Consider the following 14,351-nt stretch of genomic DNA (forward strand, 5'->3'; position numbering starts at 1 on the left):
TGCTGATTGGGCTTTCGTGTTACAAAGCCGCTCCCCCTTCTGTCCGCGCCAGCCGTGAGCGGCGATTCCTGCCATGAACTATTGCGCGATTGACTTCGGTACTTCCAATTCGGCTGTGGCCGTTCCTGTCGACGGCGCGCTCAAGCTCGCGCCGGTCGAGGGCGCCTACACGACGCTGCCCACCTCGGTCTTTTTCAATACCGACGAAAACACCCGCGAATTCGGGCGGGCGGCGCTCGCAGCCTATATCGACGGCTTCGACGGCCGTCTGATGCGTTCCATGAAGAGCATTCTCGGCTCGCCGCTCGCAGAGAACTCCACGGATCTCGGCGACGGCTCGGCGATCAAGTACACGGACGTGATCGCGATTTTCGTCGAGCATCTGAAGCGTTCGGCGGAAAAAAGCGCAGGCGGCCCGATCCATCGCGCCGTGCTGGGCCGCCCGGTGTTTTTTGTCGACGACGACCCGCGTGCCGATCAGATGGCGCAGCAGCAGCTCGAAGCCGCCGCGCGCTCAGTCGGCCTGCGGGAAATTCACTTTCAGTATGAGCCGATCGCGGCCGCGTTCGACTACGAATCGCATCTGACGGAAGAAGGGCTCGTGCTGGTGGCCGATATCGGCGGCGGTACCTCGGACTTTTCGTTGGTGCGAGTCGGGCCGGAGCGGATGAAGCGTGTCGAGCGCAAGGACGACGTGCTGGCCCACCACGGCGTGCACGTCGCCGGCACGGATTTCGACCGTCGCGTGGAACTGGCGACGATCCTGCGGGAAATGGGATATCAGACGCTCGACCCGGAAGGTCGTGAGATTCCGAACCGGATTTATTTCGATCTGGCGACCTGGCATCTGATCAACACCGTCTACGCCCCGAAGCGTGTCAACGAGCTCGCGCTAATGCGGCACCTGTTCACCGAGGTCAAGCATCACGACCGCCTGATGCGCGTCGTGGAACGCCGCCTGGGTCATGCGCTGGCCGCTCACGCGGAAGAGGCGAAGATCGGCGTGGCGGCGGGCGGAGAGACCGTGATCGACCTCGATGAAGTGGAAGACGACTTGCGTCTGGCGTTCGACGAAGCGCAACTCATCAAGGCCGGCCAGGACGAAACGCTGCGCATCGTGCAGGCGGCACGCGACACTGTGCAGGCGGCCGGCGTGGCGACACGCGACGTCAATGCGATTTACTTTACGGGCGGTTCGACCGGATTGGCATTTCTATCGGGCGCATTGGCGGCGGCATTTCCCGATGCTAAAGCGGTATTCGGCGACCGGCTCGCGAGTGTCGCGACTGGACTCGGCATTCACGCACGGCGTGTATTCGGATAACCAGAATCATCAATCGCATACTGCGAAGATAATCACCGTTCGCAATTGCGGCGGATATAAAAAAACCCCGCCGAGGCGGGGTTTTTTTGCGTCCAGAAGGAAGCGTGTTGCTTACACCGGCTTGATGTTAGCAGCTTGCTTGCCCTTCGGGCCCGTCTTCACTTCAAATGTAACCTTTTGGTTTTCTTGCAGCGTCTTGAAGCCTTCCGTGCGGATTTCCGAGAAATGCGCGAACAGATCTTCGCCACCGCCGTCCGGCGTGATGAAGCCAAAGCCCTTTGCGTCATTGAACCACTTGACGGTACCGGTTTCCATATTACTTGTTCCTAAAGATGGTAAATAAGGCCGAAGCCCAGAGGGTGCATGAAAATCAAGGAAGGGGGTAATGGGACCAACCGGAGTACCGTTGATGGGCGAACTACGAAAGACCAATTCACTCGCCGCTTGAAATCCTGCCCCGACGTTATACGGCGATTTTGAGAGAAGGTCAACAGTCGCCCCACAACTTTACGAACTTTCGCTAGCTTGGCGTAAAAGTTGCTTACAAAGCTTGCTATTCTTCTGAATTTTTTGCTAGGGACAACCCTTAGTTTCGATGCGAGGGCTGGGTGCAACCGTTAAACTACGCGCCTCGCGTCGGTTGCACCTGTTTGGAATGGCCGTCGCGTACGCATGCTCGTCACCCGTTTCCAGCGCCTCCAAGGCGATGTGACGCGGTGCCGACATGGTTCTGCTGCAAATTTGCATGGAGCGGAGTTGGTGCTGAAGCGCTCACTCCGGCCGACACAGGAGAAGACGTGAAAAGTTCTATACAACGGAACATCGGGCCGTTCGCGCTGATGCTGACGGGCTTAGGTTCCATCATCGGATCGGGCTGGCTTTTCGGCGCGTGGAAGGCTGCAAAAATTGCCGGGCCCGCTGCCGTTTGTGCATGGGTGATCGGCGCGGTCGTGATTCTCGCGATCGCATTGACGTACGCGGAACTCGGCGCGATGTTCCCGGAGTCCGGCGGCATGGTGCGTTATGCGCGCTACTCGCACGGTGCGCTGGTGGGTTTCATCAGCGCATGGGCCAACTGGATTGCCATTGTTTCGGTGATTCCGATCGAGGCCGAAGCGTCCATTCAATATATGAGCACGTGGCCCTATCCCTGGGCGCATGCGCTATTCGTGGATGGATCATTAACCACCAACGGCTTATTACTGTCCGCGGCGCTCGTGATCATTTACTTCATGCTGAACTACTGGGGCGTGAAACTGTTTGCGCGTGCCAATTCGGCGATCACGATCTTCAAGTTCCTGATTCCTGGCGCGACGATCCTCGGCTTGATGTTCGCGGGCTTCCACAAGGAAAACTTCGGCGAAGCGAGCACCTTCGCGCCGTACGGCTGGTCGGCGGTGCTGACGGCGGTGTCGACGAGCGGCATCGTGTTCGCGTTCAACGGTTTCCAGAGCCCGATCAATCTCGCCGGTGAAGCGCGCAATCCGGCCAAGAGCGTGCCGTTCGCGGTGATCGGCTCGATCCTGCTGGCGCTGGTGATCTACGTTCTGCTGCAGATTGCGTATATCGGCGCGGTGAATCCGAGCGACGTGATGAAGGGCTGGAGCCACTTCAACTTCGCTTCGCCGTTCGCGGAGCTCGCGATCGCGCTGAACCTGAACTGGCTGGCGATCCTGCTGTACGTCGACGCATTCGTCAGCCCGAGCGGCACCGGCACGACCTACATGGCGACCACCAGCCGCATGATCTACGCGATGGAGCGCAACAACACGATGCCCAAGATGTTCGGCAACGTCCACCCGTTCTATGGCGTGCCGCGTCAGGCAATGTGGTTCAACCTGCTGGTGTCGTTCATTTTCCTGTTCTTCTTCCGCGGCTGGAGTTCGCTGGCGGCGGTGATTTCGGTCGCGACCGTGATCTCGTATCTGACTGGCCCGATCAGCCTGATGGCACTGCGCCGCGCGGCGACCGACCTCGAGCGTCCGCTGCATATCCCGGGCATGAAGATCATTGCGCCGTTCGCGTTCGTCTGCGCGTCGCTGATCCTGTACTGGGCGAAGTGGCCGCTGACCGGCGAAATCATTCTGCTGATGGTCGTCGCGTTGCCGGTCTACTTCTACTTCCAGGCGAAGTCGGGTTTCGCTGGCTGGGGACGTGATCTGAAGGCGGCGTGGTGGCTGGTCGCTTATCTGCCGGTGATGGCGATTCTGTCGCTGATCGGCAGCAAGCAGTTCGGCGGTCACGACCTGATCCCTTATGGCTGGGACATGGTGGTGGTTATCGCGTTTTCGCTGGTGTTCTATTACTGGGGCGTGACGAGCGGTTATCGCTCGGAATACCTGGACGAGCGCAGCGAGCATGACGAAGTGCTCGAAGGCATGGGCGCTCATTAAAGTGTTGCGCTGAAGCTTGTGGAAAAAACCCCCGCCGGAGTTGCTCAGGCGGGGGTTTTTCTTTTCCAAGGTGCCTATGACCTTGCGTCAGGCTGTGCCGAATACGTAGTTCGTCATGGCGAGCGAGCGCTGATAGGTTCCGAGCGACTGGACAGCCAGCGAATAATCGTCGTCCGCTGCGCCCAATGCGGCGAATACCGGCAGCAGATGCTCGTCGGTGGGATGCATCAGCACTGCGTGCGGCGCCTGCCGGCGATAGTCGAGCAGCGCGTCGATATCGTGCGCGGCGAGTTTTTCCTCGAACCAGTCGGTAAATTCGGCGACCCGTGGATCGGCGTCCTCAGGGCGCGCGGAGAAGTCGGCGGCGCGCAGATTGTGGGTGATCTGGCCGGAGCCGATCACCATCACGCCGTCGTCTTTCAGCGACCGCAGCGCCCGGCCGACGCGAAAGTGATGCGCCGCGTCCATGTGCGGCTGGATCGACAACTGGGCGACGGGTATATCGGCCTCCGGAAACATGAGCAGCATCGGGACCCACGCACCGTGATCGAGTCCGTGCGGCTGAGCGCCGGCGAGGATGCCGCTCTCGCCGAGCAACACGGCGGCGCGGCGCGCCACATCGGGCGCACCCGGGGCCGGGTACTGAATTTCGTACAACTGACGCGGAAAGCCGTAGAAATCGTGAATGGTTTCCGGCGCCGTGGACGTGCTCGCCACCGGCTGCGCCGTGCCCCAATGGGCCGACAGCATCAGCACGGCTTTCGGACGCGGCAACTGGGCACTCAGCGTACCGAATTCGGCGGACGGCAGCGACGGGTCGATCGGCAGCGTGGGCGCGCCGTGGGACAGAAAAAGCGAGGGTAAGCGGTTCATGGCAGCAACGCGGCCGCGAGGGCGCGGCGCAAAGATTGGGTTGCTACCAATATAGGGGTCTACCGTGATTTGATAAACGGGCTAAAACAGAATTGATTGTGTCGCAGATGTTGTGAATGCGTGCGTATGCACGGACATCATCGCCCGGCGGAGGTGACGCGTTATTCCTGCGTGCCGCGCAGCCCAGCCCACGCCGGCGACAAAGCCGGCCCGAGCGCAAACAGATCCAGCACGCGCGCCACAGTGTGATCGACCATTTCGTCGATGGAAGCGGGTTGGTTGTAGAAGGCAGGCAAGGGCGGGAAGATTACGCCGCCCATTTCAGTGACGGCCGTCATGTTGCGCAGATGCGCCAGATTGAACGGCGTTTCGCGCACGAGCAGCACGAGGCGGCGGCGCTCCTTGAGCGTGACGTCAGCGGCGCGCGTGATCAGGTTGTCCGAGAAACCGTGCGCGACGCTGGCGAGCGTCTTCATGGAGCAAGGGGCGACGACCATGCCGTCGGTGGCAAACGAGCCGGACGCGATGCTCGCACCGACGTCGCGCACCGAATGAACGACATCCGCGAGCGGATGCACGTCTTCTTTGCTCAACTGCAGTTCGTGCTGGATATTGAGCCAGCCCGCGCTCGAAATCAGCAGATGGCTCTCGACGCCGCCCAGCCGGCGCAGCGTTTCGAGTGTCCGGATGCCGTAGATGGCACCCGTCGCGCCGGTGATCGCGACGATCAGCCGGCGTGGCGCCGCAGCGCGTGTTTCCATGGCTCGCGGCGCCTAAGGAGAGAAACGTGTGAACCGGGCCGCTTAGGCCGCAGCGAACAGCTGCTGCAGTTCGCCCGATTCGTACATTTCCATCATGATGTCCGAGCCGCCGACGAATTCGCCCTTCACGTACAGCTGCGGAATGGTCGGCCAGTTCGAGAATTGCTTGATCCCCTGGCGGACTTCGTCGTCTTCGAGCACGTTGACGGTCTTGATCTCACCGACGCCGCACGCCTTCAGAATCTGAATGGCGCGGCCCGAAAAGCCGCACATCGGGAACTGAGCGGTGCCCTTCATGAAGAGGACGACATTGTTCTCGTCGACGATTTGCTTGATGCGTTGTTGCGTATCCATGACTGACCTTGCGGTTCCGTTATGTGTAGGGAATAGGCTGAAATGATAGCGGATTTCGATACAGCCGGCCGAGCGCCGCTTTGTCCGTGCAGCGTTTGTGGATATTTGCCGGTTCGCGTCAGCCGTCCAGACGCCCGCCACTGATCCGTTCGATGCCCGCCAGGTCGCACTCCGAGCGGACTTGCACGAAACCTTGTGCCGCCAGCAGCGCGCGCACGGCTTCGGCCTGATCGTAGCCGTGCTCGATCCACAATACGCCGCCGGCGGCAAGCCGGGCGGGCGCGCCAGCGATGATGACGCGGATCGCGCTGAGTCCATCGGCTTCATCGGTGAGTGCGCCGCGCGGTTCGAAACGCAGATCGCCTTCGTCCAGATGCGGATCGCCGCTCGCGATATACGGCGGATTGCTGACGATCGCGTCAAAGCGCAACGTGGTGTCCAGCGAGTCGTACCAGTCGCTTTGCACCAACGCCACGGCGCCGCCGGGGCGCTGCGCGTCGAGCAGGCGGGCGGCGTTGCGCGTGGCGACCGCCAGTGCTTCGGCGGAACGGTCGAGCGCCCAGACTCGTGCATCCGGCCGCATCGACGCAATCGCGACGGCAATGGCGCCGGTGCCCGTACCGAGATCCAGCACGCGCGGCCGCACGTGGTTTTCCAGCGCCGTCAGCGCCGTTTCGACCAGCAATTCGGTTTCAGGACGCGGAATCAGCACGTGCGGCGTGACTTCGAAATCCAGCCCAAAAAATTCGCGCGCGCCGACCAGTTGTGCCACCGGCTCGCCGGCTACGCGCCGCGCTTCGAGCGTCTGGTAACGCTCGACGAACTGGGTGTCGAGCGCTTCGTCGCTGCGTGTAATCAGCTGCGTGGGCCGCCAGCCGAGCACGTGCGTGAGCAGGATGCGCGCTTCGAGCGGCGGCAGCGTCGAGGCGCGCAGTAGCGCGGCAGGTGTGGCAGACGTGGCAGGTTTGGCCGAACTCATGCGCGCTTCAGTCCGCGTCGCCGAGCGAGGCCAGCAATTCCGCCTGGTGCTCGCTGACGAGCGCCGCGATCAGTTCGTCGAGATCGCCGTCCATAATCGCGTCGAGGCGGTAAAGCGTCAGGTTGATACGATGATCCGTCAGTCGCCCTTGCGGGAAGTTGTACGTGCGAATCCGCTCCGAGCGGTCGCCCGAGCCGATCAGGCTTTTGCGCGTGGCGGCTTCCTTCGCCTGCTGCTCGTGCGATTGCTTGTCCTTGATGCGCGCGGCCAGCACCTTCAGAGCGCGATCCTTGTTCTTGTGCTGCGAGCGGTCGTCCTGACATTCGACGACGATCCCCGTCGGCAAGTGCGTGACGCGCACCGCGGAATCGGTTTTGTTGATGTGCTGCCCGCCCGCGCCGGAGGCGCGGAACGTGTCGATCCGCAAATCAGCCGGATTGATCTCGACTTCGCCGATTTCGTCCGCTTCCGGCATGACCGCGACCGTGCACGCCGACGTGTGAATGCGCCCTTGCGTTTCGGTCGCCGGCACGCGTTGTACGCGGTGGCCGCCGGACTCGAACTTGAGCTTCGAATAAGCGGCTTCGCCCGCGATGCGCATGATCACTTCCTTGTAGCCGCCCAGGTCCGACTCGCTCGCCGACATCATTTCCGCTTGCCAGCGGTTGCGTTCGGCAAAGCGCAGGTACATGCGCAGCAGGTCGCCCGCGAACAGCGCGGATTCGTCGCCGCCCGTGCCGGCGCGGATTTCGAGGAAGATGTTGCGGTCGTCGTTCGGATCTTTCGGCAGCAGCATTTTCTGCAACTCGGCGCCTAGCTTTTCCATGCGCTCGCGGGCGGCGCGAATTTCATCTTCGGCGAAGTCGCGCATCGACGCATCCGCCAGCAATTCCTGCGCGGTGGTTGCGTCGTTCATGGCCTGACGCCACAGCGCGTAGTGGTCCACCACCGGTCCGAGCTCGGCGTGTTCCCGCGTGAGCTTGCGGTATTGGTCGAGATTCGAGGTGATGTCCTCGCGGCTCAACAGATCGTTCAGTTCGGCCAGCCGGGTAGTGAGCTGGTCGAGCTTGCGTTGCATGCTCGTTTTCATCGGACGGGGTATCGGAGCGGGCTCCGGCAAAGACGACGACTAGGGGAATGGGCGGATGCCCTGGTCTGAAGCACGTCGCGGGCCACTTGCGGGTAGCCCGGTCAGCGCGGCGGTGGCTGCGCCGCTAACGCTCCGTGGAACCGGAGTGTTTGTAGAAACCGCTCATGAGTTCGATGAGCGTGTCGCGGTTCTCGCTGCTCGCGCGATTGAGCGCGTGCGTAGGACCGTGGATCAGTTTATTGGTGAGCGATTGCGACAGCGCTTCGAGCACGGCGGCCGGATCTTCGCCGCGCGCGAGCATTTTCTGCGCGCGTTCGACTTCGGCGCGGCGCAGCACGTCGGCCTGCGTGTGCATATGGCGGATCACCGGCACGATGCTGCGTGCATCCAGCCATTGCATGAAATTCTGCACGCGCGTTTCGATGATCGCTTCGGCTTGCGCCACCGCCGCTTGCCGCGACGCATTACCTTCGCGGACGATCGCGCCGAGGTCGTCGACGGTATAGAGGAACACGTCTTCGAGCTTGCCGACTTCGGGCTCGATATCGCGCGGAACGGCCAGATCGACCATGAAAATCGGCCGGTGACGACGCGCTTTCACTGCCCGCTCGACCGCGCCCAAACCGATGATCGGCAAGGTGGACGCCGTGCACGACACGATAATGTCGAACTCATGCATGCGCGAAGGCAGTTCCGACAGCGGAATGGCCCGGCCGTTGAAACGCTCGGCGAGACGCGTGCCGCGCTCGGCCGTGCGATTCGCGACCACGAGTTCACGCGGCTGCTGCGCCGCGAAGTGCGTGGCGCACAGCTCGATCATTTCGCCCGCGCCGATGAACAGCACGCGCTGGTTCGAGACCTTGTCGAAAATCCGCTGGGCGAGGCGCACCGCGGCGGCCGCCATGGAAACCGACTGCGCGCCGATTTCGGTCGTGCTACGCACTTCCTTCGCCACGGCGAAGGTGCGCTGGAACAACTGGTTCAGATAGGTGCCGAGCGCGCCCGCTTCGGACGCGGTACGCACCGCGTCCTTCATTTGTCCGACGATTTGCGTCTCACCCAGCACCATCGAATCCAGCCCGGAAGCGACGCGAAACGCGTGGCGCACGGCTTCCGACTGCGGCAGCGCATAGACGTGCGGCGCGAGCTGCTCGATGGGCAGGTTGTGGTACTTGGAAAGCCACTGGATCGCGGCTTCGCGCGCCGCCTGGTCGTCGGTCGCGCAGTAGAGCTCGGTGCGATTGCAGGTGGAGAGAATGGCCGCTTCAGGCGCCGTGCGGGCCGACGGGCCGAGCCAGATGCTCTTGAATGTGTCCAGAGCAGGCTTGATCTGTTCGAGCGGAAACGCCACGCGTTCGCGCAAGGCGACAGGCGCAGTGTGGTGATTGATTCCGATCGTTAGAAGCTGCATTTGGGGGAGCTATGGTTTAGCCCAATATTATAGCGTTTCCACGATTTCCACATTGCGCGCGGCTTATTCCGCGTTTACAACGGCCTCCAGGGGGATCGCGTCGAGTTGATAGCCGAAGCCGTAAAGCGGCGTCAGGCAATAGCCGTGTTCCGGATGAAGCTGCAATTTATTGCGCACGCGCGACGCGTGCGTGTCCACGGTGCGCGACCTTACGTCGCGTCGGCGCGTCCAGACGTTTTCAAGAATATGCGCTCGCGACACCGGCCGCGAGAGATTGCTGAACAACAGCAGCGCAAGGCGGAATTCCTTCGGCGTCAGCAAAACTGTTTGCTTCCGGAACGTGACGGCGAATTGCGCCGCATCGAACGCATATTCGCCGATGATGTCGCGCCGCCGGTTGGGCGGGCGCCGCAAGCCGGCGCGGCGCAGCAGCGCATCGACGCGGGCCAGCATCTCGGGGCCGCGGACCGGTTTGGTCAGGCAGTCGTCGGCGCCGGCGTGCAGCGCGGCGACAATCTGACTTTCGCGCGGCGCCGACATCAGCACGATCACCGGCAACCCCGGCAGGATGGCGCGGGCTCGCGCAATGACATCTTCGGCGGAATGGTCGCCGGCCCAGCTTTCGGTGATGAGAAGGTCGAAGAATTCTTCGTTCGCGTGCTTGAGAAACGGCACGCTCGCGATGAAGTGCTGACACAGATGACCGCCGGCGAAGACCAACCGGCCGACCAGTTCAGCATGCCGCAAGTCCGGCTCGATAAGGGCAATTCGCATGACGCGCTTTCAGCGTGGCAATGACCGGGGACCAGGCTTTTCCGTAAGGCTGACAGCTTGCCTAACATCACCCCGACCCCTAAACTCAACCGCTATGCGGAAAGCGCCGTGCTGAACTTCTATAGTTAATGAGACAAAAATGCTAGCTGTGTTGGCCCCTTGCGCCCATGAGACGAATCCGAAACTGCGCGAGGCCAGCCGTTAATGGGGTGGCCCGGCCTTGTAGTGTTGGGGGCGGCGATTGGCCTCGCGGGCTGGTGGTTGCATCCGCTGCGACGCGCGAGCCGCGCCCGGTGGTGGGTGGCGCTGCTGGCCGGCGTGCTGGGCGCGGCCGTCGCGCACATGGCCGGCAACGTGATTGGTCTCTTCCATGACGGCGATACGCTCGAATGGCCGGTCTGCACCGGCGTCGCGTTGATCGTCGTTGCCGTGACGGTCGGCTTGCTTTCCCGTCGATGAATATTTGCAGGTGACTCCCATGAATGCCCGACTCCCCGAAACTTCCTCCATTCCCGAACGGCTTGCCACCTTGCGCAACGCAATGGCGCGCGAAGGCGTCGCCGCCTATCTGGTGCCGTCCGCCGACCCGCATCTGTCCGAGTATCTGCCTGGGCGCTGGCAAGGCCGGCAGTGGCTGTCCGGTTTCACCGGCTCGGCCGGCACGCTGGTCGTGACCGCGGACTTCGCCGGCGTCTGGACAGACAGCCGCTATTGGGAACAGGCCAATGCGCAACTGGCCGGCACCGGCGTTCAGCTCATGAAAATGACCGGCGGCCAGCAGACCGTGCCGCATTTCGAATGGCTCGCTCAGAACGTGCCGGCTGGCGCCACGGTCGGTGTGGATGGCGCCGTGCTCGGCGTGGCGGCGGCGCGTGCCTTGAGCCAGGCTCTCAACGCCCGCGGCGTGCAGCTGCGCACCGACGTCGATCTGTTCGACGCGATCTGGCCGCAGCGTCCGTCGCTGCCGGCGGCCGCCGTGTTCGAGCACGCCGCGCCGCACGCGAGCGTCGCCCGGTCGGACAAGCTCGCGCAGATTCGCCGCGCGATGGCTGACAAAGGCGCGCAATGGCACTTCATCTCCACGCTCGACGATCTCGCGTGGCTGCTGAATCTGCGCGGCGCCGACGTCAGCTACAACCCCGTGTTCGTGGCGCATGCGCTGATCGGTGTCGACCACGCGTCGCTGTTCGTCGCAGACGGCAAGGTGCCGCAGGCGCTAGCCGACGCGCTCGCGAAAGACAACATCAGCGTCGAGCCGTATGCGAAGGCGGCGGACGCACTGGCCGCGCTGCCCGCCGGCAGCACGCTGCTGATCGACCCGCGCCGCATCACGTTCGGCTCGCTGCAATCGGTGCCGTCGACGGTCACGGTGGTCGAGGCCGTCAATCCGTCCACCTTCTTCAAATCGCGCAAGACCGAGGCGGAAGCCGAGCATGTGCGCGAGACAATGGAACAGGACGGCGCGGCGCTGGCGGAATTTTTCGCGTGGTTCGAAGGCGCGCTCGGCAACGAGACGATCACCGAACTCACCATCGACGAACGTTTGACGGCGGCTCGCGCGCGCCGTCCGGGCTTCGTGTCGCTGAGCTTTGCGACGATCGCCGGCTTCAACGCGAACGGCGCGATGCCGCACTACCGCGCCACCGAGGAATCGCATTCGGTGATCGAAGGCGACGGCCTGTTGCTGATCGATTCGGGCGCGCAGTATCTGAGCGGCACGACCGACATTACGCGCGTGGTGCCGATCGGCACCCCTGGCGACGCGCAGCGGCGCGATTTCACGATCGTACTGAAGGGCACCATGGCGCTCTCGCGCGCGCAGTTCCCGCGCGGCATCCGTTCGCCGATGCTCGACGCGATCGCCCGCGCGCCGATCTGGGAAGTCGGCGCCGATTATGGCCACGGCACCGGTCACGGCGTGGGCTATTTCCTGAACGTGCACGAAGGTCCGCAGGTGATCTCGCACTACGCGCCGGCCGAACCGTGGACGGCGATGGAAGAGGGCATGATTACCTCGGTCGAACCGGGCATTTACCGTCCGGGCAAATGGGGCGTGCGAATCGAGAATCTGGTGCTGAACGTGCCGGCCGGTGAAACCGAGTTCGGCGATTTCCTCAAGTTCGAGACTTTGACGCTGTGCCCGATTGATACGCGTTGTCTAGACCTGTCGCTGCTGCGCGAGGACGAGCGCGCGTGGCTGAACGCGTATCACGAGACGGTGCGCACGCGGCTGTCGCCGCACGTGTCGGGCGACGCCAAGGCGTGGCTGGAGCTGCGCACGCAACCCATCTGATCGCAATCGGAAACGAGCTTACGGAGCGTGCATGGCCATCAAGGCAGTGGTGTTCGATTTCGGCGGCGTGCTGATCGACTGGAGTCCCGAGTATCTGTATCGGGAACTGATCCCTGACGAAACCGAGCGGCGCTGGTTTCTGACCCACGTCTGCTCGATGGACTGGGTGATCCGTCAGGACGGCGGCCAGCCGATCGTCGAGGCCACAGCCGAACTGGTGGCGAAGTTTCCCGATCACGAAGCGCTGATCCGCGCGTTCTACGAGCGCTGGCACGAGATGGTGGCCGGTGTGCTGGAAGAGGGCGTGGCAATCATGGAAAAGCTCGAAGCGGCCGAAGTGCCGCTTTTCGGGCTGACCAACTGGTCGGCGGAAACCTTTCCGTATGCGTGGGAGCATTACCCGGTGTTGCGGCGCTTTCGCGACATTGTCGTGTCGGGGCGAGTGAAGATGGTGAAGCCCGATCCGGCCATTTTCGCGACCATGCGCGAGCGGATCGAGGCGCAATTGCCCGGCATCGAGCCTGCCGAACTCGTCTTCATCGACGACAACCTGAAGAACGCCGAGGCCGCGACAGCGCTCGGCTGGCATGGCGTGCATCACACCAGCGCCGCGCGAACCGAAGCGAAACTGCGCGAGCTTGGCTTGCCGGTTTAAGGCTGAGGCGTCTGCCCCGGCCTACTGGCCGAGCAGATTTTTCAACGCGTTACCCAAGCCTTTCACGGTTTCGCCGGCGCCCTTTGCCACGTCTTCGACGCTCACACCCAGCGCCTTGGCGAAGCCGTTGCCGATGCGCTTTATCAGCCCCTCCTGCACCGAGAATTTCGGGTCGCGCAAATTCCCATCCAGTACGAAATGCAGCGTGATGTCGCCGTTGTGCGACTTGAGCGCGGCGACCGCAGCCTTGGTCGGAATCGACATGAAAGTGTCGAGCGGACTGCCGCTGTCGGCGAGTTGCAGATTGTGGATGGTCAGCGTGCCGGGTGCGTGCAACTGATAGTTGCTCACCGTCGAGTCCACTGTCAGATCGACCGTGCCGCCCGCCACTTGCGCCTTGGCGCCGGCTTTCTTGATCAGATACGGGTCGAGCATCACGATATCGACGCCGCGCAGCTTGCTCGTAGTCTGCGAATCCTTGCTGGCGACCTTGATCCAGCCGCCGAACGACACCGTGCCCGTATGCTGCGGGCCCTTGATGGAGCCCGTGACATTGACATGGGTCGGGTCAGTGAGCGCGGGCAGGCGCAGATTATCGACGGTCGCGTTTGCATCGCTCACCGTCACCTTGAAGGGCGGCGGGCCAACTGTCATGTCGTAGAAGTGGAAGTTGCCCCGTTCGAAGCTGACGTGGTCGAACTGCTTTTCGCGTGGAATGGACGTCGCCGTGCCGCTGCCTTCGGTGTCGGATCGATTCACCGTTTCTCGTAGATTCGGCATCAGGCGAATCGCGCCGTCCTTCGTGCGCAGCACGGCGATGTCGAAGCCGCGTACCACCACGCTGCGAATATGCATGCGCCGCGCGATCAGATCGCGAATGTCGGGTGTGAGTGTAATTTCGTCCGCCCGGAGCGGATCGCCGGCCGGCCAGCCGGGCGGCGCCTTGAGAAGAACGTTGGTGAGATGAACCGAAGTGAGGCCGACCTCGATAGTTTCGGCGCTGCCCAAAGGACCGAGCGCCGCGATCACACGCTCCTTGACCTCGCGTTGCGCGAACTGCAAGGCGCCGACCATGACGACGATCAGCACCAGCAGCACGCCGCCCGCGGCGACGGCCCAGCGCTTGCCCTTCGACATCGCCATGCTTGCCTCCTCGTCTCCGCCTGTCGCGCGGTGTGGCAGTGATCGGTCTGTGCGCTTGCTGGGCGGCGCGCGCTCTCAGATGTGTTTGTCCAAGGCGGAACGCGCGACACGCATCCCGCCGCGATGACGTGTATCACGCCATCGCGAGCAATGCGTGTGCCCTGCCGCGCATACGGGTGAAGCCCCAGACGTGTTTGCGCCGTGAGCCAGGTTGCACTTCGAAGTGACGTCGTCCGAGCGCCTGAAACACGGGCATCTAGGCGGCGCACGCGTCAATAAATCCGACGCGCAGGCCGCCCGA

General features: G+C 62.9%; 14 protein-coding genes. 5 read left to right on the forward strand and 9 right to left on the reverse strand.

Translation table 11 applies throughout. The features are described 5' to 3' along the window. Positions 1 to 73 precede the first annotated feature (73 nt). Positions 74 to 1,324: an Hsp70 family protein gene (locus tag B0G82_RS08075; protein ID WP_116118392.1), complete on the forward strand. Its 1,251-nt coding sequence runs from the start codon at positions 74 to 76 to the stop codon at positions 1,322 to 1,324. 111 nt (positions 1,325 to 1,435) lie between these two features. Here B0G82_RS08075 and B0G82_RS08080 read toward each other — a convergent pair whose 3' ends face one another. Further along, the gene (locus B0G82_RS08080; RefSeq protein WP_007180251.1) at positions 1,436 to 1,639 is read right to left on the reverse strand and encodes a cold-shock protein; all 204 of its coding nucleotides are present in this window, start codon (positions 1,637 to 1,639) and stop codon (positions 1,436 to 1,438) included. Between the two features lie 482 nt (positions 1,640 to 2,121). Here B0G82_RS08080 and B0G82_RS08085 point away from each other — a divergent pair, with 482 nt between their 5' ends. After that, positions 2,122 to 3,717, forward strand: a complete 1,596-nt coding sequence (locus B0G82_RS08085; RefSeq protein WP_041759043.1) for an APC family permease — start codon at positions 2,122 to 2,124, stop codon at positions 3,715 to 3,717. 87 nt (positions 3,718 to 3,804) lie between these two features. On the opposite strand, the gene B0G82_RS08090 is transcribed toward B0G82_RS08085, so the two are convergent. The 7 genes from B0G82_RS08090 to B0G82_RS08120 all read right to left on the reverse strand — a co-directional run bounded on the left by B0G82_RS08090 (position 3,805) and on the right by B0G82_RS08120 (position 9,959). Then, the gene (locus B0G82_RS08090; protein WP_121307108.1) at positions 3,805 to 4,590 is read right to left on the reverse strand and encodes a class III extradiol ring-cleavage dioxygenase; all 786 of its coding nucleotides are present in this window, start codon (positions 4,588 to 4,590) and stop codon (positions 3,805 to 3,807) included. A 161-nt stretch (positions 4,591 to 4,751) separates the two neighbouring features. Beyond that, positions 4,752 to 5,351: a UbiX family flavin prenyltransferase gene (locus B0G82_RS08095; protein ID WP_121307109.1), complete on the reverse strand. Its 600-nt coding sequence runs from the start codon at positions 5,349 to 5,351 to the stop codon at positions 4,752 to 4,754. Between the two features lie 42 nt (positions 5,352 to 5,393). Then, a complete protein-coding gene (gene grxD / locus B0G82_RS08100; RefSeq protein WP_012434475.1) occupies positions 5,394 to 5,705 on the reverse strand; it encodes a Grx4 family monothiol glutaredoxin in 312 nt (103 codons plus the stop codon). A gap of 118 nt (positions 5,706 to 5,823) precedes the next feature. Beyond that, positions 5,824 to 6,684, reverse strand: a complete 861-nt coding sequence (gene prmC / locus B0G82_RS08105) for a peptide chain release factor N(5)-glutamine methyltransferase (protein WP_121307110.1) — start codon at positions 6,682 to 6,684, stop codon at positions 5,824 to 5,826. 7 nt (positions 6,685 to 6,691) lie between these two features. Further along, on the reverse strand, positions 6,692 to 7,774 hold the full coding sequence (gene prfA / locus B0G82_RS08110; RefSeq protein ID WP_121307111.1) for a peptide chain release factor 1: 1,083 nt from the start codon (positions 7,772 to 7,774) through the stop codon (positions 6,692 to 6,694). A gap of 124 nt (positions 7,775 to 7,898) precedes the next feature. Further along, positions 7,899 to 9,185: a glutamyl-tRNA reductase gene (gene hemA / locus B0G82_RS08115; RefSeq protein ID WP_106284222.1), complete on the reverse strand. Its 1,287-nt coding sequence runs from the start codon at positions 9,183 to 9,185 to the stop codon at positions 7,899 to 7,901. A gap of 63 nt (positions 9,186 to 9,248) precedes the next feature. Next, positions 9,249 to 9,959, reverse strand: coding sequence for a response regulator transcription factor (locus B0G82_RS08120; protein ID WP_121307112.1), 711 nt, complete (start codon positions 9,957 to 9,959; stop codon positions 9,249 to 9,251). 204 nt (positions 9,960 to 10,163) lie between these two features. Here B0G82_RS08120 and B0G82_RS08125 point away from each other — a divergent pair, with 204 nt between their 5' ends. The 3 genes from B0G82_RS08125 to B0G82_RS08135 are packed head-to-tail and all read left to right on the forward strand — an operon-like array spanning position 10,164 to position 12,907. Beyond that, positions 10,164 to 10,418 (forward strand): hypothetical protein, encoded by a 255-nt coding sequence (locus B0G82_RS08125; protein ID WP_121307113.1) that lies wholly within the window; start codon positions 10,164 to 10,166, stop codon positions 10,416 to 10,418. Positions 10,419 to 10,437: 19 nt separating this feature from the next. Next, the gene (locus B0G82_RS08130; RefSeq protein WP_116143916.1) at positions 10,438 to 12,252 is read left to right on the forward strand and encodes an aminopeptidase P family protein; all 1,815 of its coding nucleotides are present in this window, start codon (positions 10,438 to 10,440) and stop codon (positions 12,250 to 12,252) included. A gap of 31 nt (positions 12,253 to 12,283) precedes the next feature. After that, the gene (locus B0G82_RS08135) at positions 12,284 to 12,907 is read left to right on the forward strand and encodes an HAD family phosphatase (protein WP_121307114.1); all 624 of its coding nucleotides are present in this window, start codon (positions 12,284 to 12,286) and stop codon (positions 12,905 to 12,907) included. Between the two features lie 21 nt (positions 12,908 to 12,928). Here the strand turns inward: B0G82_RS08135 and B0G82_RS08140 are convergent, their stop codons facing one another. Continuing rightward, a complete protein-coding gene (locus B0G82_RS08140; protein ID WP_121307115.1) occupies positions 12,929 to 14,050 on the reverse strand; it encodes a DUF748 domain-containing protein in 1,122 nt (373 codons plus the stop codon). Positions 14,051 to 14,351 lie beyond the last annotated feature (301 nt).

The sequence above is a fragment of the Paraburkholderia sp. BL17N1 genome, assembly GCF_003634175.1.
Lineage (GTDB): Bacteria > Pseudomonadota > Gammaproteobacteria > Burkholderiales > Burkholderiaceae > Paraburkholderia.

Coding starts and splice junctions, on each gene's coding strand:
- B0G82_RS08075 (WP_116118392.1), top strand. CDS start 74: ATGAACTATTGCGCGATTGACTTCGGTACTTCCAATTCGGCTGTGGCC.
- B0G82_RS08080 (WP_007180251.1), bottom strand. CDS start 1,639: ATGGAAACCGGTACCGTCAAGTGGTTCAATGACGCAAAGGGCTTTGGC.
- B0G82_RS08090 (WP_121307108.1), bottom strand. CDS start 4,590: ATGAACCGCTTACCCTCGCTTTTTCTGTCCCACGGCGCGCCCACGCTG.
- B0G82_RS08095 (WP_121307109.1), bottom strand. CDS start 5,351: ATGGAAACACGCGCTGCGGCGCCACGCCGGCTGATCGTCGCGATCACC.
- grxD (WP_012434475.1), bottom strand. CDS start 5,705: ATGGATACGCAACAACGCATCAAGCAAATCGTCGACGAGAACAATGTC.
- prmC (WP_121307110.1), bottom strand. CDS start 6,684: ATGAGTTCGGCCAAACCTGCCACGTCTGCCACACCTGCCGCGCTACTG.
- prfA (WP_121307111.1), bottom strand. CDS start 7,774: ATGAAAACGAGCATGCAACGCAAGCTCGACCAGCTCACTACCCGGCTG.
- hemA (WP_106284222.1), bottom strand. CDS start 9,185: ATGCAGCTTCTAACGATCGGAATCAATCACCACACTGCGCCTGTCGCC.
- B0G82_RS08120 (WP_121307112.1), bottom strand. CDS start 9,959: ATGCGAATTGCCCTTATCGAGCCGGACTTGCGGCATGCTGAACTGGTC.
- B0G82_RS08125 (WP_121307113.1), top strand. CDS start 10,164: ATGGGGTGGCCCGGCCTTGTAGTGTTGGGGGCGGCGATTGGCCTCGCG.
- B0G82_RS08130 (WP_116143916.1), top strand. CDS start 10,438: ATGAATGCCCGACTCCCCGAAACTTCCTCCATTCCCGAACGGCTTGCC.
- B0G82_RS08135 (WP_121307114.1), top strand. CDS start 12,284: ATGGCCATCAAGGCAGTGGTGTTCGATTTCGGCGGCGTGCTGATCGAC.
- B0G82_RS08140 (WP_121307115.1), bottom strand. CDS start 14,050: ATGGCGATGTCGAAGGGCAAGCGCTGGGCCGTCGCCGCGGGCGGCGTG.